The organism is Chitinispirillales bacterium ANBcel5, from assembly GCA_029688955.1.
Classification (GTDB): domain Bacteria; phylum Fibrobacterota; class Chitinivibrionia; order Chitinivibrionales; family Chitinispirillaceae; genus Cellulosispirillum; species Cellulosispirillum alkaliphilum.
The window spans coordinates 85,283-109,537 of sequence record JARUKZ010000007.1 but is presented as its reverse complement, the minus strand read 5'-3'; the positions used below and the strand labels follow the sequence as shown (position 1 = coordinate 109,537).

General features: G+C 43.0%; 23 protein-coding genes and 1 tRNA gene. 13 read left to right on the top strand and 11 right to left on the bottom strand.

Annotated elements, in window-relative coordinates; translation table 11 throughout:
- Positions 1-13: 13 nt before the first annotated feature.
- Positions 14-595 carry a chemotaxis protein CheX gene (locus tag QA601_05700; GenBank protein ID MDG5814559.1) on the bottom strand — a complete coding sequence of 194 codons (582 nt, stop codon included), beginning with the start codon at positions 593-595 and terminating at the stop codon, positions 14-16.
- 3 nt (positions 596-598) lie between these two features.
- Complete coding sequence (locus QA601_05695; protein MDG5814558.1) at positions 599-970, bottom strand: response regulator; 372 nt, start codon at positions 968-970, stop codon at positions 599-601.
- A 357-nt stretch (positions 971-1,327) separates the two neighbouring features.
- On the opposite strand from QA601_05695, the gene QA601_05690 reads away from it, so the two are divergent.
- Positions 1,328-1,849: a hypothetical protein gene (locus QA601_05690; protein MDG5814557.1), complete on the top strand. Its 522-nt coding sequence runs from the start codon at positions 1,328-1,330 to the stop codon at positions 1,847-1,849.
- 69 nt (positions 1,850-1,918) lie between these two features.
- Here QA601_05690 and QA601_05685 read toward each other — a convergent pair whose 3' ends face one another.
- From QA601_05685 to QA601_05670, 4 genes are read right to left on the bottom strand one after another with little or no spacing between them, the layout of a single operon-like run.
- Positions 1,919-2,575: a 2-oxoacid:acceptor oxidoreductase family protein gene (locus QA601_05685; GenBank protein ID MDG5814556.1), complete on the bottom strand. Its 657-nt coding sequence runs from the start codon at positions 2,573-2,575 to the stop codon at positions 1,919-1,921.
- On the bottom strand, positions 2,572-3,435 hold the full coding sequence (locus QA601_05680) for a thiamine pyrophosphate-dependent enzyme (protein MDG5814555.1): 864 nt from the start codon (positions 3,433-3,435) through the stop codon (positions 2,572-2,574). The genes QA601_05685 and QA601_05680 overlap by 4 nt, the downstream gene beginning before the upstream one ends.
- 11 nt (positions 3,436-3,446) lie before the next feature.
- On the bottom strand, positions 3,447-4,631 hold the full coding sequence (locus QA601_05675; GenBank protein ID MDG5814554.1) for a transketolase C-terminal domain-containing protein: 1,185 nt from the start codon (positions 4,629-4,631) through the stop codon (positions 3,447-3,449).
- 55 nt (positions 4,632-4,686) lie between these two features.
- Entirely contained in the window at positions 4,687-4,872 is a 186-nt protein-coding gene (locus tag QA601_05670) for a 4Fe-4S dicluster domain-containing protein (GenBank protein ID MDG5814553.1), read from the bottom strand.
- 368 nt (positions 4,873-5,240) lie between these two features.
- On the opposite strand from QA601_05670, the gene QA601_05665 reads away from it, so the two are divergent.
- From QA601_05665 to trpS, 3 genes are all read left to right on the top strand, one after another.
- Positions 5,241-6,104, top strand: a complete 864-nt coding sequence (locus tag QA601_05665; GenBank protein ID MDG5814552.1) for a hypothetical protein — start codon at positions 5,241-5,243, stop codon at positions 6,102-6,104.
- Positions 6,105-6,133: 29 nt separating this feature from the next.
- Positions 6,134-7,144, top strand: a complete 1,011-nt coding sequence (locus QA601_05660; protein ID MDG5814551.1) for a tRNA-dihydrouridine synthase family protein — start codon at positions 6,134-6,136, stop codon at positions 7,142-7,144.
- 150 nt (positions 7,145-7,294) lie between these two features.
- Positions 7,295-8,257, top strand: a complete 963-nt coding sequence (gene trpS, locus QA601_05655) for a tryptophan--tRNA ligase (GenBank protein MDG5814550.1) — start codon at positions 7,295-7,297, stop codon at positions 8,255-8,257.
- Between the two features lie 26 nt (positions 8,258-8,283).
- Here trpS and QA601_05650 read toward each other — a convergent pair whose 3' ends face one another.
- Entirely contained in the window at positions 8,284-9,495 is a 1,212-nt protein-coding gene (locus QA601_05650; GenBank protein MDG5814549.1) for an HD domain-containing phosphohydrolase, read from the bottom strand.
- Between the two features lie 440 nt (positions 9,496-9,935).
- On the opposite strand from QA601_05650, the gene QA601_05645 reads away from it, so the two are divergent.
- On the top strand, positions 9,936-10,241 hold the full coding sequence (locus QA601_05645; GenBank protein MDG5814548.1) for a hypothetical protein: 306 nt from the start codon (positions 9,936-9,938) through the stop codon (positions 10,239-10,241).
- Positions 10,242-10,587: 346 nt separating this feature from the next.
- The gene (locus tag QA601_05640) at positions 10,588-10,782 is read left to right on the top strand and encodes a hypothetical protein (protein MDG5814547.1); all 195 of its coding nucleotides are present in this window, start codon (positions 10,588-10,590) and stop codon (positions 10,780-10,782) included.
- Positions 10,783-10,784: 2 nt separating this feature from the next.
- Here QA601_05640 and QA601_05635 read toward each other — a convergent pair whose 3' ends face one another.
- The 3 genes from QA601_05635 to QA601_05625 form a co-directional block, all read right to left on the bottom strand.
- The gene (locus QA601_05635; GenBank protein ID MDG5814546.1) at positions 10,785-11,915 is read right to left on the bottom strand and encodes a hypothetical protein; all 1,131 of its coding nucleotides are present in this window, start codon (positions 11,913-11,915) and stop codon (positions 10,785-10,787) included.
- A complete protein-coding gene (locus tag QA601_05630; GenBank protein ID MDG5814545.1) occupies positions 11,912-13,903 on the bottom strand; it encodes a DUF1538 domain-containing protein in 1,992 nt (663 codons plus the stop codon). Before QA601_05630 ends, QA601_05635 begins: the two co-directional genes overlap by 4 nt.
- A gap of 120 nt (positions 13,904-14,023) precedes the next feature.
- On the bottom strand, positions 14,024-15,049 hold the full coding sequence (locus tag QA601_05625) for an ATP-binding protein (GenBank protein MDG5814544.1): 1,026 nt from the start codon (positions 15,047-15,049) through the stop codon (positions 14,024-14,026).
- A gap of 208 nt (positions 15,050-15,257) precedes the next feature.
- Here QA601_05625 and QA601_05620 point away from each other — a divergent pair, with 208 nt between their 5' ends.
- Both QA601_05620 and QA601_05615 read left to right on the top strand, forming a co-directional pair.
- On the top strand, positions 15,258-16,853 hold the full coding sequence (locus QA601_05620; protein ID MDG5814543.1) for a peptide chain release factor 3: 1,596 nt from the start codon (positions 15,258-15,260) through the stop codon (positions 16,851-16,853).
- A gap of 84 nt (positions 16,854-16,937) precedes the next feature.
- The gene (locus QA601_05615; GenBank protein ID MDG5814542.1) at positions 16,938-19,016 is read left to right on the top strand and encodes an ATP-binding protein; all 2,079 of its coding nucleotides are present in this window, start codon (positions 16,938-16,940) and stop codon (positions 19,014-19,016) included.
- Between the two features lie 48 nt (positions 19,017-19,064).
- Here QA601_05615 and QA601_05610 read toward each other — a convergent pair whose 3' ends face one another.
- Positions 19,065-20,399 (bottom strand): helix-turn-helix domain-containing protein, encoded by a 1,335-nt coding sequence (locus tag QA601_05610; protein MDG5814541.1) that lies wholly within the window; start codon positions 20,397-20,399, stop codon positions 19,065-19,067.
- 470 nt (positions 20,400-20,869) lie between these two features.
- Here QA601_05610 and QA601_05605 point away from each other — a divergent pair, with 470 nt between their 5' ends.
- From QA601_05605 to QA601_05585, 5 genes are all read left to right on the top strand, one after another.
- On the top strand, positions 20,870-21,127 hold the full coding sequence (locus QA601_05605) for a hypothetical protein (GenBank protein ID MDG5814540.1): 258 nt from the start codon (positions 20,870-20,872) through the stop codon (positions 21,125-21,127).
- A 56-nt stretch (positions 21,128-21,183) separates the two neighbouring features.
- Positions 21,184-21,270, top strand: a tRNA-Leu gene (locus tag QA601_05600).
- Between the two features lie 155 nt (positions 21,271-21,425).
- Positions 21,426-22,133 (top strand): pyridoxine 5'-phosphate synthase, encoded by a 708-nt coding sequence (locus QA601_05595; GenBank protein ID MDG5814539.1) that lies wholly within the window; start codon positions 21,426-21,428, stop codon positions 22,131-22,133.
- Positions 22,134-22,258: 125 nt separating this feature from the next.
- On the top strand, positions 22,259-23,215 hold the full coding sequence (locus tag QA601_05590; protein ID MDG5814538.1) for an ABC transporter ATP-binding protein: 957 nt from the start codon (positions 22,259-22,261) through the stop codon (positions 23,213-23,215).
- A complete protein-coding gene (locus QA601_05585; GenBank protein ID MDG5814537.1) occupies positions 23,208-24,233 on the top strand; it encodes an ATP-binding cassette domain-containing protein in 1,026 nt (341 codons plus the stop codon). Before QA601_05590 ends, QA601_05585 begins: the two co-directional genes overlap by 8 nt.
- Positions 24,234-24,255 lie beyond the last annotated feature (22 nt).

Sequence of the window (24,255 nt, the reverse complement as noted above, 5' to 3'; positions counted from 1 at the left end):
AGACAATGATTGTTTAAAACTTATTTACCAGCTCACCTATCATAGTACCCAACGAATACTCTTCAAAGGACAACATGATCAATGAATTTACTTTTTGTTCCTGAAACTGGAAATTGGCCCCCAGACAAATAACCTCAGTTTGATTTGACAGAAATTGTTTGTTTTCGAAGTTTTTTACTATTTGTGGGATTTGATATTCTATCTGAGCCTCTGCGATGTTACTGATCGAGCCTGTAACAGCATTTATCACTATATTTCCAACCTCACTAAGGGCACTATCCTGTGTTATTTCAAGATCCTCGGGCGCAACACCTGAAAGAATGCCATTAAATATTTTTTTCACATCATCCCTTTTAAAACACAATAGAGCCGTACCTGTAAGATCACCATTGAACTTCATCTCCACAGCGGTATTTAGCTCTTCACATTCCTTCCATTTGGATAAAATGCCCTGCCCCCCATAGAAATTGATCCAGGGTATTGTAAACTCTATGTGTGTTCCAAACAACTGGTTAAGAGAATTAGCAGCTTTGCCTACCCCCATATTCATCAATTCTCTTAATATATCTATAGCAATGGGGTTCTGTTTAATCATTGCCTATCCCTCTGTTTTACTTTTTAGAGCTTTTTCCACCATAAACAACACATTCTCTTCTTTGGGTGGTTTTTGAAGGAACCCAAATATCCCCTCCTTAAAACACCGCTCCTGGGTAGTACTTTGAATATCGGCGGTCAATATTAGTACAGGAACATCAAAGTCCTCCTGTTTCAGCTGCTTAAAAACATCTAAACCGTCAATATCCGGCATAAGCAAATCCAATAGCAAGCAATCAGGTTTCTCTTTTTTACATTTTTCAAGTGCCTGCGTTCCATTCTCCGCTACAGATATCTCATAATCCGTTTTTTTAAATAGATTTACTAAGGTCTGCCGAATTAACCAGGAATCATCTACAATTAATATCCGGGCCATAAATTCTTAATCCTTTCGAGAATGGGGTACCAAAAACCACAAGCGTCTTACTTTGGCCTGTGAGTATCAGAAAATTATTCTATCAAACAATCCACATTTGTTCAATGTATTTTTTTTCTAATCCCAAAACATATTTCCAGAATGTATTCTATATATTTTTTTAAATTTCAAACAACGACTTGTTTATTTATTTAATGTATTAATCTTACCCATCTTATATCATTGTCTCAAAAGTTAAACCTCTTTTTTTTTGATAAGTTAAATATTACCTTGTCCTTTTTTTCTTGCTTTTTTCCCCTTTTGGTTATACAATCTAAGATTCGTTCACCTCAATCCATACAGATTAGGAGAGATTATATGCCCCACAAAATTAATGATATTACCTTAAGAACTTACACCGCGCTATTTGCTCAAAACATTATCAGAGTAATTCATGAACTCACCGGTTACAGTTTTGAGATTCAGGCCAGCTCCCTGCATAAAGGCCCCTATAAATCACATGGATCCTTTTCTACCTTTATGCATTTTACAGGGAAAGTGCAGGGCGTTTGTATTATTACCACAGAAACCGCAACGGCAAAAGGTATAAGTAATGAGTGTGGCCATAGTTTCTCAGAGACAGGATATGAATTTACTGAGCTTTTTAATGAGGTAGTAAACATGGCAGTAGGGTCCACACTACCGGAGATGGAAAAAAAACTTGGTCCTTTAACTCAAGTTCCTCCCTATCAGGTTTTTGGAACAATTAAGTTCCCCAGCATTCTGTCAGGAAATGTAGATATTCATGGATACAGCGGCAAAATTGCCTGTTCACTGTTAATAAATCTTGCGACAATACAGGTGATAGAAGAGATCGCTAAAAATTTAACCGAAGAATAGAAATAAACGAAAGGGAATAAAACAGCTGCTTGTGGGCTATAAGAGGATGGATGTGAGAGGCTAAGCCCCTCACATCTCTTTTTTTACATACTGAAACGCGTTTACAATAGCCTGACGGTTTTTCTCAATCATCTGCGAAACTTTCTCATACTTACTTTTTAATGCCTCATCCAATACAGCTGTGGTACCGGAAGCCACCATCTTGGTTTTTCCACTGAATCGTTCCTCAACAGCATCCATTACTGCATCCAAATCAACCAGTTCAACCAACCCGCACAGCGCTCCCAGCATGGTCATGTTGGCGGCCATCGCTGTACCGGCAAAATCGATTGCCAGTTTCGTTGCGGGTACATAGTATATGTTCGCTTCAATGGACTTCAGCCCGTCCATTTCTTTATCCGACAGGATTTCTTTATCTGAGTTAATGAGCACAAGCCCATTCTTTTTAAGCCCGGAGTAGAAGGGCATGGTATAGGATTTACCCATAGTAATAACTTCAGGAGCATAAATCATTATAAAGTTAGGAAATAACACCTCACCTCTGTCATAAATTGGCTCCTGAGAAATCCTCACATAACTCTCAGCCGGGGCGAGTCGTTTCTCGGCCCCAAAGAAAGGGTTAACGGATGCGTGTTTGCCACTATTAACCACCGCTGTGCCCAAAATATGTGCGGCGGTAACAACACCCTGTCCACCAAGCCCTGCCATTCTTATATCAAGATTCATTGCTTTGTCTCCTGTTTTTTTGCTTCTTTGCTGAGATACTCTTCTGCTTCTTTGGTAATAAACTCCTCAAAGGAGTAGTAGGTTTTCTCTGCGTCCTTAGCAGCCTGTATCGTTTTTTCGGGTGCGAACTTAAGGTTTGTAGGACAAGGGGTATAAAGCTGAACATAGGTGGGCCCTACTTCTCTTGCAATAAGAACTGCTTTTTCGATTACTTTACCAAGTTTCACCGGGTTTGCAATGGTGATCTTCGCAGCATAGGCACACCCTGAAGTTTTTGCGATCTCAAAGACCGGAATTTTATTAAACTCCTTACCTTTGGGAGCCATGTTTAACACTTTTCCCTTAAGAGACATGCCGCTTTCCTGTCCCCCGGTGTTGCCATAAACCTCGTTATCGAGCATAACGGTAGTGATATTCTCTCCACGAAACCAGGAGTGAAGTGTGTAGTCAAGACCAATATCTGCCACACCACCATCACCAACCATCACCACCACATCTTTATGCTTATCAGGATACCGTAACTTTAGCATCCTTTTTAAACCGGAAGCAACAGCGTTTTGATTACCAAAGGCGGTATTGGAATAATTTATGGCAGATTGCGACAGTGCAAAAAAGGAGCATCCGGGAGTACCAACCACAAGAGTATCTTCAGGTGCCGGCAGTGCTGCAAGTGATAACCTGATACCAAGAGCGACACCACAACCTGCACAGTGTGGATGAGCTTCGGTTACCTCTTTAAATGTACCAAGCTTTTTAACCCCACCCTTGCCATTGTGAGGACCATTGTTCACCAGATCTTTGTATTCCTGTGGCAACAGCTCCTCGAACTCTTTTACAGGAGTAAGTATTTTATTTGACATAGTTTTCTCCGTTACTTTGACATTTGAGGTGATGCGTTTACATGGGAGCGTGATTGCAATGCACTCTTCAACTCGCTTACAATCAGATCCTTGGGCATAGTCATGCCGCCAAAAACCCGTGGTCCCGCCACTACTCTGCTGTTGTTATCGATTGAAGCCTTTACCTCTCTGGCAAGCCATCCACCAGCATTGAATTCAGGTACAAGGATAAGCGATGCATCTTTTGTCACCTCTCTTATCTCTGCTTCAGGAAAAGGCCGTATCGATTTCACCTTCACCAGTCCAGCGTCAATTCCCTCTTCACGCAACGCCTTTATTGCTTCACGGCTTTGAGAGACGGCAGTTCCGGAAGCAACGATTAAAATCTCTGCATCCTTATTTTCTGTTTCGATCAGTCCACCCAAATAGTGCTTTATATGCTTGCGAGCCCGCTCAGCAGCTGCAAGGATCTCCTGATGCCAGCTTGCGTTGGCTGCATAGGATATAAAGTTACTTTTATTAAGGAGTGGATCGCGGGTAATACGTGCCGGTGGTGATTCCATGTCAAATACCGGTACCGGACAGGCTTTAGGATCATACTCCTGTAATTTAAGTTCCTCAGGCGGAAGCATCACTATTTCGCGGGTATGGGTTACAAAGAAACCATCAGCAAATACCCCAACCGGCAGATGAACATCAGGCTGCTCGGCAATGGCATATCCCTTAAGAATCATGTCAAAATAATCCTGAGCATTTTCAGCATGAAACATCAGCATCCCGGTATCAAGCAGAAAGGACATCTCGATATTTTCGGGTTGAATGGATGGTGGCAGTGCCACTCCCCTGCACATAAACGCGCAAACGATGGGCTGACGTGACCCGGCCCACACCGGAAACATCTCCATGGCACGCAACGTTCCAGGTCCGCTTGTGGCAGTAAAAACCCGCCCGCCCCCAAGGGCTGCCCCGTGAATCGAAGCCATAACGGCAAACTCATTCTCGGCCCGGTAGTAATCTTTAAGATAACCACGTGCATACAAATCACCGATAAGGTGCATACTTTCACTCTGGGGTGTAATAGGATAAGCGATCGCCATATCAACATTAGCTCTCTTTATCGCTTCGGCCACCGCCTCACTACCAGTAATGAAAGACTTCTGGCGCTCTGCTTCAAAAAACAGATGCCCGGCATCCACTGATTTCTGTTGGTTACTCATATATCTCTCTCACTTATATCTGAACGAATATTTTTTTCTCTTAGTACCGATTCCTTTAATCCTCATCCTTGCGCAGAGCTTTTTTAGGACAAACAGAGGCACAAACAAAACATGCCTTACAGCGCAAAGAATCGATTTTCAATTGCTTGTCTTCAATCTTTATTACCCCCGGTTCAGGACAGGTCATGGTACAGATTCTGCACACACTGCACTTCTCTTGATCTACTTTAACTGCTGCCATACAAGCTCCTTAAAAAACTTAGACCCCTCTATGTATAACTTACTGACCCGCCCATACTTAACTCAAAACTGCTATCAAAACGCTTTAGCGTTCAGCTTCCACACTCCGGCGAGCCTCAAAGTGCCTGAAGAATATATACTCTTTAGCCCGATTAAGACAAAGATTAGGGAAAATACTTAATGCTTCCCCTATGAACATAGTTTTCTATTTTTGCCCCAATAATCGCAAGCAAAGGTAAAAAAATGTTGAGCTCAGACCTTTTTTCTCCATCATTACACCACTTTGCACCCTTTTATTTCCTATTGCATTTAATACAATTATATTTTACTACTTTATACTGGCTAACAAACCCAAAGAGGCATACGCATTTGAGTACAGAACAGCTAATAACTCCCAAAAAGGTTTTCCATCATTATGATCGTTCCTTTTTCTTTGAACTCTTCTTTTTCCTCTTTTTTATACCCGTTCTTACAGTATACTGGTTCACCTCCTTTTATACCTTCTACCTAAGCGGCGTTGTCCTGACTCAGGCATTTCGATCTGCGGTATTTTTGAGTATCGTTTTTTTCGCTCTGTTTTTCTTTTACCGCCAGATTTCCCGGGACTATTCTTCTCGATTTATCCTGATTGAAGATAACTGGTTGAGCATAAAATCATCAAAAGCAGTACAAACGATAAACATCAATAACGTTATAGCCATCAATCACTATCACCTACCCTTTATAAAAGGCTTCATTGTATTTAAAACCAAAGACAACAACTCTCTTTCTGTGCCTCTTTACCTGGAAAATTCAGGTTTAATGATCGAAGAGCTACAGGATCTGGTGATAAACTCCACATCGCCGGTAGATTTTGACCCCCAGCTATGGAGTCACCTGAAGACTGACACCACCAGGTATGAAAACACCCGAAGCAGGCACTTCCGTACCCTACGACCATTGCTTGGCATTATTCTCTCCACAGTGTTTGGAGGGCACATTGTTGCTACCCAGTATTGGGGCCTTCCTCCCTTTTTTGCACTTATATTTGCCATAACCGGAATGATATTTCCCGTCGGCGCTTATTTCTTCTCCGATTACCGTCTGGCTAAACCAAGTAAAAACAGAGATGAAAACCAGGAGTTTCTCTTCTCTATATTTATGATGCTAATGATCTACATGGTTTCGGGATTTTTTCTACGACACTTAATTTTTCATATCCTGGACTCCATCCTGTTACGACAACTCAGCTAATGGTTTACCCTCTGGTTAGATAATAAAAAATGAATAACTCCCCCATTCTAATTCAGGAATTTAAAGCAGCCTCTTTGAATGTCGCTCCCCCTCTTTTTCTTGCTCCACTGGCAGGAGTTACTCATAGTGCATTTCGCAGGCTGATAGCTGATTTTGGTGGCTACGGAGCACTTTTTACAGAGATGCTCTCGGCCACAGCGCTTAAGGGAGAGGATCTGCACGGCTCCCCCTACACTAAACGCAGAGCTTCGGAAGGCAAAGTAGTATACCAGCTTCGCATTAATGCCGAAGAACCACTGGAGTTGATTATACCCAGATTAAAAACAATCCAGGCCGACGCAATCGATATTAATCTTGGCTGTCCGGCCCCGGCGATAAAAAGGAGAAAATCGGGATGTGCGCTCTTTGAAGACACCAAAGATCTTCATTCTCTGCTCGCTAACTGTCGACAACTGTGGGATGGACCATTGAGCGTTAAGTGCAGGCTGGGGGATGGAAAGGATGGCTGGGAGAAGCGCTTTGAAGAAAAGCTGAGGATCTTTGAAGAGTGTAAGATCGATGCAATCACTGTCCACCCACGCTTCTCCAACGAAAAGCTTAAGCGTAATGCACGGTGGCATCTATTCCCCTGGATTACTGCTTTAACCCATATACCGGTAATAGCAAATGGTGATATCTGTAGCCCCAAAGACGTTAAAACACTGCTGGGGGAATCGGGCTGCAAAGCAGTAATGATCGGAAGAATGGCGGTTATACGACCCTGGATTTTCGCCCAGATCAGTGGGCTTAAATGCAACGTAGACCATCATCAGGTCTGGGACACCTACTGCGATTACACCCTGGAGGACTTCCCTGCCGAAAAAGCCATTGGAAGGATAAAGCAATTTTGTTACTACTTTTCCCGAAACTTCCTGTTTGGGCACCAGTTTTACAGTGCCGTTCAATCTTCTTCGAATCTCGACACACTGTTTTCACGGGCAAACGCATTTCTCTCAAACACTCCTCAACTGTGCGCCTCTCCCTCACTAAGCACTACCTGAAAAACTAAGATAACTATCCTGGTGAACAGAACCGGAGTGTAATTTAGTTGCCCAAAAGACGTAATATGTCACAACTTTTCCGTTTTATTCTGGCGTTTTTTATTTTGTGCTTCTATTTAAACCGAAACCAGCTACCTTCAGGAGTGTACAATGCGCATTCTTTCAGGAATTAAACCTTCAGGATCTATACATATCGGTAATTATTTGGGGATGATTAAGCCTATGGTTCAATCCCAGTCCAGAGGTGAGCTTTTCTGCTTTATCGCAAACCTTCACAGTCTCACAACAATGTTTGATGGTAAAATGATGGCTCAGTATACCCATGATGCCATACTCGATCTTGTTGCACTTGGAATTGATACAGAGAAGTCGATCTTTTGGGTTCAGTCAGATGTGCCGGAAGTTGCAGAGCTTACCTGGTATCTGAGCAATGTAACCCCTGTGGGGCTTCTGGAACGATGCCATGCCTACAAGGATGCTGTTTCTAAAAACATCCCGGCAAATAGCGGCCTTTTCTCCTATCCGGTTCTTATGGCCGCAGATATTCTTATGTATCAGTCCAACCTTGTGCCCGTAGGCCGTGATCAGAAACAACACATTGAAGTGACCCGTGATATTGCAATCAAATTCAACGGTACCTATGGAGAGGTGTTTACACTGCCCGAGCCCGAGATACGGGAGGAGATTGCCATAATACCGGGAACTGATGGACAGAAGATGTCTAAATCATATGGCAATACTATCGAAATATTTGCCAAAGAAAAACAGATCAGAAAAAAAATCATGGGAATTGTTACCGACACGACTCCGGTTGAAGCACCAAAGGATCCGGATAACAGCACTATCTATCAACTTTACAAAATGTTTGCATCACCAGACCAGGCTCTGGAAATGGAAAAAAAGTTTCGCGCAGGTGGTTACGGCTATGGTGATGCAAAAAAGGAGCTCTTTGGGGCTGTTTGGGAGCACTTTCGCCCATTCAGAGAAAAACGGGAAGAGCTTGAAAACAATAAAGACTACATCGATCAAATCAGAAAACAAGGTGCGATGAAAGCCCGTGAAGTGGCCCAGGTAACAATCGATAAGGTAAGAGGCCTGATTGGTGTCAGTTAAGTAGCGGTTTACTCCTGAACCACTTTTCAGGTGATCAGTTCAAGAGTAAACCCTTTGTACTTTGAAGTGTCTATCAGTATTGGTTTTATTTTCTGATGATTCTTTGTTTCGTATAGTATTATCTGAGGCCGTTCCATATTCTCAATATTATCTTTGGCAACAACTCCTACATACCCGGTTAACTGCGCCGTGGGAGCATCAGCGATTCTTACACGAGCCCCCACCGGGAACAGTGGAATTATGGAAACCAACGTTTTTACTATATCAGAGTTAAGTGCGTGCCCTCCCATACAAATGACCTCTTTTATAGCATTCTTTGCATCCATCTTTTTCCCTGCATTGTACCTGCCGGTCAGAAGCATGTCATAGGTGTCGGCTACAGCCACAATTTCAGCGAACCGGTGGATCATATTCTGCCTGGAAAAGTCTTTTATTGGCGGACGGTTGTCTCCTTTAAGATGTTGTGGAAATCCCCCGCCATTTTGCTGCTCATGGTGCTGAAGCGCAACCGCTACACTGGTTGATGGTATCAGTGGATTCTGAGTGAGCATCAGATAGCCATAAATTGTATGTTGCCTGTACTGTTTTAACTCCTCGGCGGTGAGTTCTTTATTGTTTCTTTTTTTCTCAAGAAGCTCCTGGTTGAGCGCTATAAGCCCAAGATCATAGTTAATTGCCCCTACACCAAGCTGCTTCATCTCTTCATAGGATAAACGATATTTCTTCCCGATACAAAGAGAGGTAATGGTTACATTCAGCACATGATTTAAAAGCTCGGGTTGTGTTTGCTGAATAGCCGAAAGGTTCAGCACAATTGATGACTGACTCATGATCTCATCGATAAACTGCTCCAGTGCTTTGGCCATAGAGGAGGTCATAATATATTTGGCAAGATACTGACGATTTTCCTTAATGATCTCTTTTACCCGCTGATTGCTCTTTTGCCTGAACTTGGTGATTGCACTGGCAAGCTCCTTTGTTGAGGTTGATACAGAGTTGTTCATCTCACGTTGAGAGCTCTCTGAAACAGTACTTTCGGGTTGTACCTGCTCTGTACCCGCTACTTCTATCAATACATCACTGTATCCAAGTTGTTTCAGTCGTTGGCGATATCTTTCCTTCAGTTTATAACCTGCTGCAAGTAACAACTCTCCTGATGGGAGGAATATCGATTCACCCAGCACCATCTCATCATTCAATTCCTCGATATTATAACGTACCACTCTCGTTCCTCTCATTTAGGTTCTTACCTGCTATTATACAGTTTTTATACAAAGATCGTAAAGGATAAATACCTGGTGCAAAAATAAGAAAAAAATCCATCGAAACATCACTCTCTCACCCACCACCGCGCCCCCGGCTGGCTACACTCAACAGCAATATGAGCGCAACGCGGTCGAAAAGAACAAGTTAGCTTTTACACAGTTCAAACAGTGAGGAACACAGTTCAAACAGTGAGGAACACAGTTCAAACAGTGAGGAACACAGTTCAAACAGTGAGGAACACAGTTCAAACAGTGAGGAACACAGTTCAAACAGTGAGGAACATGGGTCAAACAGTGAGGAACATGGGTCAAACAGTGAGGAACATGGGTCAAACAGTGAGGAACATGGGTCAAACAGTGAGGAACATGGGTCAAACAGTGAGGAACATGGGTCAAACACCCCTGCACAGGGCGTGTTCCTCACTGCACAAGGCGTGTTCCTCACTGCACAAGGCGTGTTCCTCACTGCACAGGGCGTGTTCCTCACTGCACAAGGCGTGTTCCTCACTGCACAAGGCGTGTTCCTCACTGCACAGGGCGTGTTCCTCACTGCACAAGGCGTGTTCCTCACTGCACAGGGCGTGTTCCTCACTGCACAGGGCATGTTCCTCACTGCACAGGGCATGTTCCTCACTGCACAGGGCATGTTCCTCACTGCACAAGGCATGTTCCTCACTGCACAAGGCGTGTTACGCGACCCGACGCCATTGAGGAACTGAACCTGTGCCTCACAGAAGCCTGCACTTTATCCCCACAGAGAACTCAGTCATTAGACTTTCCGCTTAACGAACATAGCCAGGCCACGACATTTATATTTCCTCAACCTAACCACATACAATGACTTACACGAGACACACTAACCTGCCTTACCCCTGTTTTAAGATCATCGTTTTTTTCCGGGTGCCCGCTCCTGCCAGTGCTCCAACAGTTTTACCCCCTGGTTTCAGTGGTCCGTTAGCCCTACTTGAGCCCCCCTGCTTTTTTTTCTAAAGGTCTTTTTTGCACCGGTCGATAAGAAAAATAGAAACAGCAAGGATGCTGCAATTTAACACAGGGATAGTGTTTATGGAGAAACAAACTCACACAAGAGTCCGCAAAGGACGTTTTCTTTGGATGGAGCCCATCGAACAGCATAAATATCTGGGCGAATTACGAACAAAGATTGAAGCGGGGCACTTTTACAGTGATCTGGTTATTGGTAAAATAGTAGAGGAGATCGCACCTGTTTTCAGTGACAGCTCCGATCTGGACAGCAGTTAGGTTCAGTCCTGCAAAGCGGAGTATGAGTATGCTCGTGTAATGCTTCTGGTAATTACATCGTTATGATTATCAGGATTAAACACCCCGGCTTTATCCAGGGCAGTAAGTATGTCCCGGAGCTGCCGGGGTGTTGTTATCATGCTGCATTTTTCACGAGCCGGGGTTATCTTTACGTCTTCGTGGTGAACATATTTGTACTCATTAAGTGTAGCACCTGAGGCACCGGCAGCCAAAGCAACTTTCACATATTCATCACCGTTTCCTTCATCACAGTACAGAGCTAATTCAGTAAGGTCGGTCAGATGTTTGCGTCGCGTCTCGCGATAGGAGCTGCTCAACCTTCTTCTGCGCCACTCTGTACCACCCTTCAGTTCATCCAAAGCCAATACCATTTGCTCCAGGCTTGCCGCCTGAGAGCGGGATTCCTTACTCACCTTCATGTTTATTAATCCACTGTGAACCGGGAAATGATAGATAATACCCCTTCCGGGCTGATCGAGGCTTGCGGTGTCTACTATTATATTCATAATATCTTCTGCCTCATAGGAGTTTACCACCATGGTAACGATCTCCTTTTCCGCGGGAATGGTGATGCGCCAGAGTCCCAGCCTGTCTCTAAGCCCTGCTCCCAGACCATAAGTAACGGTTGGAACACAGGAGCCGGTTTCAAGAGCAACCCGTGCCACCGAATCACCTTCACCCCGTAAAACGATGCAACAGATTCCGGTAAGCTGATTCTGCATACGTACTTTTGGTTTCTGCTGTGGCAGAGAGTTACAAACTTTAAAGCCCCCACAATCTCTTTGCAAATTAACCGTTTCGCTATACACAGTCCCCGTACCCGGAATATTGAGATTGAACTTTGAGGCGACAAGCTGCAGCGCGGCTTCTTCCAGGGAAGATTCCACCAGAAACGTTATCACATCGACAGAATTTGAGGCGATGCGTGTTGATGGTCCCAGCAGTGCAGACATCACTCCCCTGCGCTCACTAAGCAAAGCTGATCGCCCGATGATATGCGCCATCGCTTCGATACCATTTTCAGACAATATTTCAAGTGGTGAGCGGTTTAGCAAATCTCTGTTTGCCACTACATTAATCCTGCTGATTCTGCGGCCCATTTGCCCTGTCATACACTCTCCTCTTTTTGCATACTGCGTGCGAGTGCTTTTCTTCTGATGGATACAACCACACCGACCGAGAGCACAATCAAAATAGGCCATACCGACGCGAGTGCCAGCATCCCAAACCCTTCAACAACCCCAAGCTGACCACCGATACCAAGCCCCATGGCTAAAACCAGTGGCACCGTAATAGGCCCGGTCGTTACACCTGCACTGTCCCAGGCGATCGATACATAATCTTCTGAAGAGATCCAGGTCAAAAATAACACAACAAGATAGGGTGGAAGAAGCATAACAACAACGGGCAAATCCCATATGATTCTGGCCATCCCAAAGGCAAGCCCGATCCCCACCCCTGAAGCTACAGCATTCATCAGATGTATCCGTTTGAATGTTCCCACCGTCAGTTGTTCAACGGTAATTCCAAGAGCATTGAGAGCAGGTTCGGCAAAAGTAGCACCGTATCCCATAATAATCGCAAACAGGAGTATGATTATAAAACCGGCAAGCTCACCCCCGTGCCCTGTCAGAGGCCCACGAACAGGCACATAGTCATAAACATTGGCAACGGTATCATGCTGCGCCCGACTATACTCAACCTTCTGTATCTGTGTACCATCTTTAAGATAGAAAAAGGGAGCTTTGTAGCCCGCGGGGGTGATTGCATCACTAATCAAGGTTGTATCAAAGTTTTCAACTTTTAGCTGTTCCTCTTCTATGGGAATAGCCCTGAAAGTTACCGGCAATACCCTGCCTACCTGATTTCCAAGGCGCGAAAGCCCGTATTCCATACCAATACTAAAGAAAAGCATTCCAATGAGCGCAAAAAAGACCCCGGTAAAAATGACGTCAGATTTGAGAATTCTTTCTCGCAAAAACAGCTTTAATACCAGCAGCAGAAACAACGTAAGGGGAATTATCGCCCGCATTGCAAGAAGCAAATTGTTCAGGACAACATCACGCACAGTTTCCTGAGCCCGGGGCTCGTTTTGGACTGTGTGTGGGTCATCATTGGTAGCGGTTATTACTTCAAGACTTTTAAGTTCAGATCCGGCAATTGCGTGTTCAGAATCGTAGGCAACTAACCCCTGTTCGGTGATGAATTCATAAAAATGTTTCTCGGAATTAAACAGCGAAATGACACTTGAACGGTTTTCAGAGGATACAAACTCCTCTTCAGTCATTGGCTGTGGAACAGTTCCCAAAAAGGGTATACCAATCAGTTGAACAGTCAGTACGGGAAAGAGTGAAGCAAGTGTAACCACCCCAAATCCCGAGGTTCCAAGACCGGTTCCCCCCACAATCCTGCATACGCCAATCCCAAGTGCCAAAACCAAAGGTACAGTAACGGGACCGGTTGTAACACCGCCGCTATCCCAGGCTAACCCGGCCAGATACATCAGGTTAGGATTAAAAGTAGCCCAAACGGTTAGCCCACCAATAACAATAGTAAGCACAGTAACAAACGGCTTAAGAGACCAACTGTACAGAAACCGTACCATTCCGAACAACACACCCAATCCAACCCCTGACCCGATTGCATACACCAGGTAGTCAGGGTGATGGTTAAGGATATAGTAAAGCAGTGGTGCTTCCCAGGGAAGCACCGTGGCACCTGCAGCTCGCAATATTCCTATGGCCGGTTCGGCAAGAGTCGCGCCAATCCCCAGAATAAAAGAGAACAGAAGAATAAGTGGCAAACGCGCTTTGCGGGGAAGCTTTAAACCGATCATCTCCCCCAGGGGCATTATACCCAGAAAAAGCCCCTCCATAAAAAACATCAGCCCTACAATTACAAGGGCCATCCCGGTGGCAATTACTGCAGCATCCGCTATAGCGACCCTAAGCACAAGTGTCTGAAAAAAGGTAAGATAAAGCGTAATAAACACAACAGAACGCAGCTGTTGCGCTAATCTCTTCCTCACATAAGGGATAAGCAGGTTAAGCCCCTGTGAAAAACTGACCCTTATCTTTTCTTCGCCTTTTGAATCATCCATGACACTTTTCTCTTCAAAGTTGGATAAACTAGTTAATATAGTATTACAGTGACTCTGAAGTCAAAGTATGTACAGCTCAGGACTTATCTGTGCGCCCCGGATTGAAATAACTGTAACGTTTTAAATTATAAACGGGTTATGAAGCGTAAAATAGAAGACCGCGCCTTTACCTTTTACCCCTTCAGCCCACACTTCACCCCTATGCCTTTGAATTACCCTTTTAACTATCGTAAGCCCAACTCCTGTACCCACAAATTCTGAGTCGGAGTGAAGTCTGGAAAATGGCTCAAAAAGTTTTTCACGTCGGGACATATCAAAACCGGCACCGTTGTCTCTTACATAATATATTGTTTTACCTTCTTTGTCTATTTTACCGAATTCTATACGTCCGTTGCTTTTTTTAGAGGTATATTTCCAGGCATTGCTGAGCAGATTTGTTAAAGCGATGGTAATAAGCTGAGGATCGGCCCTAACCGAGAGATTTTCATCTATTACAAATTCCACTTCCCTGTTTGGCTGAGCGCTTTTAAATTCACAGATTAAAGTTTTTGCGATATCAGCCATATTTATATCGCCTGTTTTCATCTCCTGACGACTGATCCTAGAAAGCATTAGCATATCATTTATAATCGTCTCCATCTTTTCGCTGCCCTGAACAATCTTTTTAAGATACAGCAGCCCTTCTGAGTCGAACATCTCAGAATAGTCCTCTAAAAGAATGGCACCGAACCCTTTTATGGTCTGAAGCGGTGTTCTAAGGTCATGAGAAACAGAGTAGGAGAAAGCTTCAAGATCGCTATTTGCCTCGAGCAGATCCTGTGAATATTTCATTGCCTCTTTTTTGCTCTTAATCAGATTCAGTATTATAATGGTGAATGCGGTAGTAGCAATAAATCCAAGCACCCGGTTCAGAAAAGAAATAAAGAAGGGAAATCCTATTGTGGGTGAGACGACTACACCTGAAAACATCAGTACTACCGATGCCACAAGAGTAGTTATCACCACTTTAATATTTTCTGATTTATAGGAGAGGAGAATAGGGATGATGTAGAGAAGCCAGTGGGCATACCCAAGGGGTGACAAAAAATCTGCAATAAAAATCGTCACAGAAGCTATTAACGGTATCAGGTAAGGATTAGCAACCAAGATTCACCACCCAAAACAGAGGGGTTTTGGTAAATAGAGAGAGCAAAGCAAATTCCACTTAAAGTATATTAGTTCTAATTACAACAAAAAAACACTTTTAAATACACCCTTTTGCATCTATTTTTACCACACCCGTAATCATCGCATTTTTACGTAAAACATTAATCTCAGGTAATGTGCAGAGTAAACTCCAGGAAGTAAGGAACTAGTGACCGCAACGATGTCATATCAAAAAGAGATCTCCAAACGAAGAACATTTGCAATTGTTTCCCATCCCGATGCCGGCAAAACGACTCTCACCGAGAAGTTTCTGTTATACGGCGGAGCCCTTCAGCTTGCGGGCTCTGTTACGAGCCGAAAAAAGGAACGTGCCACAGTGTCCGACTGGATGGAGTTGGAGCGTAAGCGAGGGATATCTGTCTCCTCTACTGTATTAAATTTTAAATACCGGGGATATTCGATCAATCTTTTGGACACCCCGGGGCATAATGACTTTTCTGAAGATACCTATCGTGTTCTTACCGCAGTCGATTCGGTAATTATGGTTATCGATGGTGGAAAAGGGATAGAGCAGCAAACCAAAAAGCTCTTTGAGGTCTGCAGACGAAGGAAAACCCCGGTTTTTACCTTTGTTAATAAGATGGACCGCCCGGCCCTAAACTCACTCTCTATTCTCGATGAAATCGAACGGGTACTAAATATTGAAGCATATGCTATAAACTGGCCTCTTGGCAGTGGCCCTGATTTTAAGGGGGTGTGGGACAGAGAAAGCCGCCTTGCCCATCTTTTCGAACGTACTGAAAGGGGAAGCTACAAAGCGCCGGTAAAAACACACGGCTTCGATGATCCCTACTTAAAAGAGCTGCTTAATGAAAGTACCTATGCTCAAATTTCTGAAGAACTTGAAATGATAGAACACGCTGGAGTTGATTTTAATGCACAAGATGTTTTAGAAGGAAAAACCACCCCCGTGTTCTTTGGCAGCGCCACCAACAATTTTGGAATAGAAGCGCTTCTGGATAGTTTCATTGAACATTCTCCCCAACCACAGCCCCGCCACACAGATTCCAACACCATAATCAAACCAGATAACCCCAGTTTTTCGGGATTTGTGTTTAAAATTCAAGCCAATATGGACCCTCGCCACCGTGATCGAATGGCTTTTGTGAGGATTGTGTCAGGGAAATTTACCCGCGATATGCAGGTAACCCATAATCACAGTGGTAAAAAATTAAGGCTCTCTAACTCAAGCAACGTTTTTGGCAGGGAACGAATCAGTGTTGATGAAGCCTACCCGGGAGATGTAATAGGCATCGTGGGTGGTAACTACTTTAGTATCGGCGACACCTTAAGTGAGGACAATTCCATATGCTTTAATGAAATTCCACGGTTTCCACCCGAATGTTTTTCATTCATTCACAACCCAGTTCCGGCAAACTATAAACGGTTTCAAAGTGGTCTCACCCAACTGCTTCAGGAAGGGCTCATTCATTTTTTTGAATTAGCAGATTCTGCCCGTAAAACACCAGTGCTTGGAGCTGTGGGGATACTTCAGTTTGATTTGGTGAAACATAGAATGGAAACAGAGTACGGCACGAAGGTGAATCTGGAAAAAGCCCCCTGGACGATGGTCAGATGGATCTGTGAGCCCAGTTCTTCTCAATCACCGCCTCGCATACCGCATGGGGTTCAAAAGGCTGTGGATGAAAAAGGCGCTCCGGTGCTGTTATTTACTGGTGAATGGCACTTAAAGTACTTTGAAGAAAACAATAAAGGCATTGAACTTAATGATTTTAGAGATTAAATAAATTTTTTATTTTTCCCGGTTTCCTAATTTAGTATATTGGCAACAAATGGTTAGTCTCATTGCACTATAATAAAGATTCTTATGTTTCAAACGTTTAAAGAGGAACAAAATAACAGTCTGGGTTTTGCCGCAAAGGAGAAAAATTCCCACTATTTTATCGCCTGGGTTAAACTGATTCTTTCCAGTTTTTACTTATTTGTTGCCACTTTTTATCTCCTTCTTGAACAAACCGATCTGTTCTCCTACGCGATTCAGCTTACGGCTTCATTGTTTATTCTCATATACAGCCTCTACTGCATACTAACCGCAGGTAAAAATCAGCTATCAAACCTATCGTTATATTCGTTGGTTTTTCTCGATGTAACAGTCTTCTCTGCTATTTTTTTCACCTATCTTGGATCAGGGTATGATAGTTACTTGCTCTTAAATGCTGTTTATGGTATATACTTACTGAGTGTCATTATGACGGCGCTTCATAATCAGATCTTTCTCTCACTTTTCAGTGGTATCGTTTGCAGTGCTGCATATTCACTGTTTTATTATTTTTACTGGACACAATCTGATCAAATCGCCGATAACCACATTTCAAACCATTTCATTAACATATTAGTTCTGTTGGCTACCTCGGCAGTAAGCGCACATATTTCACGAAACAACTTCCGTTCATCACAGAAATTGATTAATTCAGAGCTTAAGTACCTGAGTGTAGTACACCGTTTACCGGAAATGCTTTTTACTCTCAACGATAATGGACGATTTCTCTGGGCAAACGCTGCCAGCAGATCCATTTTGGGGGTAGAGGCAAATCAGCTGCTTGGAAAAAACATCGAGAACTTCATTCCACCCAATTCAAATTTTCGTCTTAAAACAAGTGGTATAAAGGGAACCTATGAGATTGAAGATTATAACGGCAACCATAAATACGTTGACTGTATGCTTCAATATATTTCAAATAACGGCTCTTGCCCACTCTTTGAAGGAATAATGCTTGATGTAACCGATCGTGAATTAGCCATAAAGCAGCGTGAAGAGATGGTGCAACGGTTGTTTCAATATCAAAAGATGGATTCGCTTGGAACTCTTGCAAGTGGTATGGCACACGATTTCAACAACATCCTTCAGACCATAAAAGATATTTCTGAAGTAGTGATTCGAGACAGCTCAGAGAGTGATACCAAAAAACGTATGGAGCTTATCGATGAAACACTTGCGGATGCTAAGTTTCTTGTTTCAGAACTGCTGGCATTGGGAAGAAAACAGCCTTTGGATGATTCCATCGTTAACATGAAAAAGCTGCTACAAACAATAGTGCCTCTCTATGATTCTCAACTGGGCGATGCTTATAAAATTACGCTTCGATTCTCTGATCACAATTACTGGCTTCATGGTGACCAGGAATACCTTAAGCGGGTTTTTCAAAACCTCTTTGGCAATGCAAGAGACTCTATGCCCAATGGCGGCACAATTAGAGTCAGCTGCTCTTTGGTAAAGGAGACCGACCATCCGTCTATTCTAACTATCAGAGTCTCTGATACCGGTTCGGGAATACCACCCCGGATACGGGAAAAGGTGTTTGACCCCTTTTTCACCACCAAGAAAAAAGGAAAAGGTACCGGGCTTGGACTTGCGCTTGTGCACAGGATTATAATGTTGCACAAAGGTAATATTTCAATCGAGGATAATACCCCAAGAGGAACGACATTTAAAATTGAACTCCCTCTTGCTGATTATGTTATCGATGAAACGACCGCTTCCAAAGGCCGAATGACTTCTACAGTCTTACTACTCGATGATGATCCCAAGATTCAGGAAGTTATGAAATTTTTCCTCGAAGATCTAAACTACACTGTATGTGAGGCGGTAAATCAGGAAAGCGCAAAAGCGGAACTAATCAAAAACAGGGATAAATGTGACCTGGTAATTATGGACTGGAGTATTGAAAACGAAGATCCGGTAAGAATAATTAACTCCTTAAGGCAGATCAAGAGAGATATTACCATTATTGTGGTCTCAGGATATCCGCCTAACCAGCAATGTATCGAAAGCTTTAAGATCCACCGATGGTTTACCAAACCCTACGATAAGAACCGGCTCGATAGCGAAATACAGTACATCTTGCAAAACAAAGAAGAACAGATGTATTCTTCATCTGCAAGGTAATGATTTTTTCCCCAAAAATTCCTCTGATACTTGCTTCAAAAATGCTGATTATGCGACTTGCTGTTCGGACCTGAATTTATAGGGTGTAGTGTGGTAAAACTTAACAAAATACTTTTCCATCTCATTTACATCCTTAAAACCGCATTGCTCAGCGATTGAAGCCTCGCTTGAGCGGGATGAGCGCAGACGTTCACGGGCAATCTCTACTCTGCATTGCATAAGGTAGGAGCTGAAAGTATGGCCTGTGTGAGTTTTTATGATGGCATTAATCTTGGAGACACTTACACCAACTAATTTCGATACATATTCAATAGATAAAGTTTTATTGGTAAGCTCATCGGAAATTACAGAACGCAGGGTTTCAAACTGCTCAAGCTCTTCCTCACTACGCTCGAATTTTTTTACCATTTGAGGTTTTCGCAGCAGATAATGCACTGCATATCCAAGAAATGTAAGCAGCAGTCCGATTAGAAAATATATTGCCCACAAAACAAATCTGTTCATAAGCAGGGGTTTAGGTTGTATATATAACCTATCCCAGAATGCGGGGCTGTAGATCTGATAAGCACTTCCTGGTACCAGAGAGATATTTTGCTGATCACCATCTTCGCCGGTTATCTTCAAGACCACATTGGCTCCCAATGTATCAGGTATTTCATCCCCAAATGCCTCAGCAGGTATTGAAAGCATCACAGTGTACCCGTTGAATTCTCTTTTTTTCAATTTATAGGAATAATCAATACTTTCGGTGTGTGTTGTAATCCTAAACTCACCATCCTGTGAATATTGTGGTTGGTAATTGACCTTGTAGGGAGATCCATCGATGGGTACGAAATAAAAGAGGGTGTTGTGGTCCGGATAGGGCAATTTTCTATTGCCTACATCAAACATTATCTCTACACCATTGTTGTGCCTGAAATTTTTAGAGCTGTTGGAATAGAAGGCCGGATCTCTTACTTCAACAGAAACGACTAATTCTTTTTCGTTCCAGTGAAACCAGGCACTGGCACTCATACTGATTGGCATTTCGAAAGGAAGTGCATTCTCCGGTCCTCTTGAAGAACCGGTATAAGCAAATGGTATTAGGTTAAAATCATAGTCAAATCTGTTGTGAAAGGGAAATACCCCTTCAAAACTAACTACCTCTACATCCCCATCCTCTGTAGTACCTTCAGCAAAGAGTGTTGCTCCAACAAAATACTGATTGGGGATGTTTTGAGTATTCCAAATCATTTTGAAGGGAGGACGGTCGATTAAACCAAGTGAAGTGGTCTGAGCTTCTTCACTGCCATAGGGAAAATAGCTAGCACTGAATTCTACATGTTTTATTTCCTCACACAAAACTTCAACTGCAATAGTGCAAGCCGGTTCTTTGAGTACCACGCCCTTTTGAGGCAGAGTGAAACGTAAACAGTGCCGCGTCTCAGAGGCAACAGAATGAGAATGCGGAAGAAAAAATATAAAAACAGCAATAAAAAAAATTGGACTTTTTTTACCTTTATGAATCATTTTCGGGCCTGAGAACCTTTTTTTGAAAACAAATAGATGCCCGGTTTTCTAACGAATTTTTTTAGTAATTCTGGATTGCCGGCTTAAAATAAGCACACTACGCTCTGACTGTTCATTTCGCACAGATCTAAAGAATAATGCACCTATATATTATATACTACATCAAAATAGAACTAAACACCAATTATAGTCAATAGATTGCTGCATATCATAGAGATAAATCTTTCTGGAGAGAAGTGACTATCGAGTCATTTTTTAAAATTTATTGACGATTATTATAAGTTTGGTATATAATTGGTATTCATGAGCAAGATTTTGGGTACAGCAAAGAAGAAGGAAGTCTGATGAGTGGAAAACATTGCAAACTTTTTGACGAAAACCTGGTTCACAATATAATGCTAGCGACCGGTCTGTCTATCCTCGATTATCTCAGGGATAATGGAACCGCGGATAGTGATGAGGTATGTGAATTTATCGAAATGAACGCTACAGCAATTATTGAAGAGACCATAATGGATCTCAATAAAGAGAATGAATCACCGGAAAACGATGCCGACGATGAAGAGTGGAAAAATAGCGGTGAGAATGACAATGACCTGTAATATTTAATATTCTTCATTGCTTTTTTATCACCAATAAATTAATTTTCTTGCCTATTGCCGAAGTGGCGGAATTGGTAGACGCACTGGACTCAAAATCCAGCGATGGCAACATCGTTCCGGTTCGATTCCGGACTTCGGCACCAACTCATTTTTCCCCAAAATATAACTCTGCCCGTATATACATTCTGATCAAAGCACTGTAAAAGCGCGGAATTAATATTGATTACCTCAATTTCCTACTGTTTTTTGAGCGCAAATAATAATTTAATTGAGTTAACTTAAAACTGGTGAGGTAAAAATGGCGACACTTGGTGTAAATATCGATCACCTGGCAACTATTCGGCAGGCACGAGGCGGAAAGGAACCAGACCCTATTCATGGCGCGGTCATAGCTGAATTGGCTGGTGCAAATGGCATCACAGCCCATCTTAGAGAGGACCGGCGTCACATTCAGGATCGAGATATCTATATTTTAAAACAAACGGTAGGTACACACCTTAACCTTGAAATGGCTCCTACAGCCGAGATGGTTAATATTGCAGTTGATGTCTTACCTTACATGGTTACACTTGTTCCGGAAAAAAGAGAAGAGCTTACCACCGAAGGGGGTTTGCCGGTCAGGGAACGGGAAAAAGAGCTTGCCAAAATTATTGAAACTCTGGTCAGCAATCATATACAGGTCAGTCTTTTCATTGACCCTGAAATTAACGAAATTAAATCAGCAAGACGAATTGGTGCCACCCACATTGAACTGCATACCGGGTATTATGCCAACGCCAAATATTCTGCCCAAAAAGAGGAGCTGGAGAAGTTAAAAGATTGCGCAAAAGCAGCCACCACTTTGGGACTTCACGTTAATGCCGGGCACGGTCTTAATTATCAGAATGTATCTGCTGTTGCACAGATTGATCAAATGGAGGAGTTGAATATTGGCCACTCAATTATTTCACGGGCAGCTCTTGTGGGCCTGGAAAATGCTATAAGAGATATGCTGGCTCTGATTTAAGCGTATGTTTCAGAAGAGAAAATCCAAAAGCAGCTGATCCTGAAACAATTTTTCTCTGATCCGGTACTAAATACACAGAATTCAACCATTGTAGATTAAAACACATAAGGAGATGGTTAACAATAATGCTCTGCTGCAACGATTTGCACGTTTCATTCACTATCCATAAAAAGCCAGTACATGTTGTACGGGGGGTTTCTTTTAATCTCCCGGAAAAGAAGACTTTGGGTATAGTAGGCGAATCGGGGTGCGGTAAAAGCATCAGTGCTCTTTCAATAATGCGTCTGGTGCCATCTCCACCGGGCAAAATAGATTCAGGAAGCATACTGTTTAAGGGAAAAGACCTGGTGAAGTGTTCTGAAAAAGAGATGCGCAAGATACGGGGTCAGAGTATTTCAATGATTTTTCAGGACCCAATGACATCTCTTAATCCGGTGTTTTCATGCGGCGATCAAATCAAAGAAGTTTTACAACTTCACCGATCAATGGACCCCTTAAAAGCGTTCTTTGCTACTAAAAAAATCCTTGGTGAAGTAGGGATAAACGATCCTATAAGAGTAATTAAAAGTTATCCCCACCAACTTAGCGGTGGTATGCGCCAGAGAGTAATGATTGCTATGGCGCTGGCATGTTCTCCAAGAATTTTGATCGCTGATGAGCCTACCACTGCACTGGATGTAACAGTGCAGGCAAAACTGCTCGAGTTACTGAAGAGTTTGCAGGATACAAGGGACATGAGCATGATTCTAATTACCCACAACATGGGCATTGTTGCAGATTTAGCTCATGAAGTGATCGTAATGTATGCAGGCGAGGTCCTTGAACAAGCCCAAACTGATGAGCTTTTTGACTCCCCAATGCATCCCTATACCCGCTGTCTTCTGGAAACCATTCCTACAATCCATAAGAAAAAGGATAGGCTGCGAGTAATTCCCGGGGAAGTTCCGGCGCCACAGGACATCCCCGATGGTTGCCCCTTTCACCCCAGATGCCCCCAAAGCATGGAAAAATGCACAATTCAACACCCTGAAATGGTTTTGTTAAATGAACAACATAAGGTAAGGTGCCATCTGTATGAGTGATAATCAAATACAGAAACCCAGTATATCGGTTAACAATCTTAAGATTCATTTTCCGGTAAGAAAAGGGGTTTTTAGCACAATTTCATCTTACGTGAAAGCTGTTGACGATGTTACCTTTTCTATTTTTCCAGGTGAGGTCTTTGCACTGGTAGGTGAATCCGGGTGTGGAAAAACTACCACTGCACAGTCGATAATGGGACTTGTGGAAAAAACCTCCGGTAGTTTGCAGATGCGTATCGGACCGTGGAAAAACAGTCCCACAGACTGGTCTGCTCTAAGCACAAAGGAACGCAAAAAATTAAGACAATCCATTCAGATCATTTTTCAGGATCCTTACAGCTCTTTGAGTCCACGGATGAATGTACGAGCCATTCTTGAAGAGCCGCTCATTATCCATGGTCTTTATTCAAAAAAACAAAGAACAGAGAGAATACTTGAAATGCTAAGCCAGGTAGGCCTGTCCAAATCATATCTTGAGCGCTATCCCCATGAGTTCTCTGGTGGACAGCGACAGCGCATAGGGATAGCCCGGGCACTTGCTACTTCACCGGAATTCATTATAGCAGATGAGCCGGTAAGTGCCCTTGATGTCTCCATCCAGGCTCAGATCATAAATTTACTCCAGGACCTGCAATCGAAATACAAACAAACCCTGCTCTTTATATCACATGATCTGGCGGTTGTTCGACATGTAGCAGATAGAATAGGGGTGATGTATCTGGGTAAAATTTTAGAGATGGGCACAGAGCGACAAATTTTCACCTCTCCCCTACATCCGTATACGCACCTGTTACTTAGAAGCGTTACGCCTCTAAAAAAGATCAGCCCTGAATCGGCAGTCAATTGTGCAGATGATCCCAGGGGATACAGTTCAACTACAGGCTGCTCATTTTACCCACGTTGTTCACGAAGGAGCTCACGATGTCGCACATCTCATCCATCACTGGAAAACCAGGGTGAAGAACACATGGTAGCATGCTATAATCCGGATACAATATCCATCAACTCCCCTTTGTGAGGTGAATTACATGAGAAAGTTT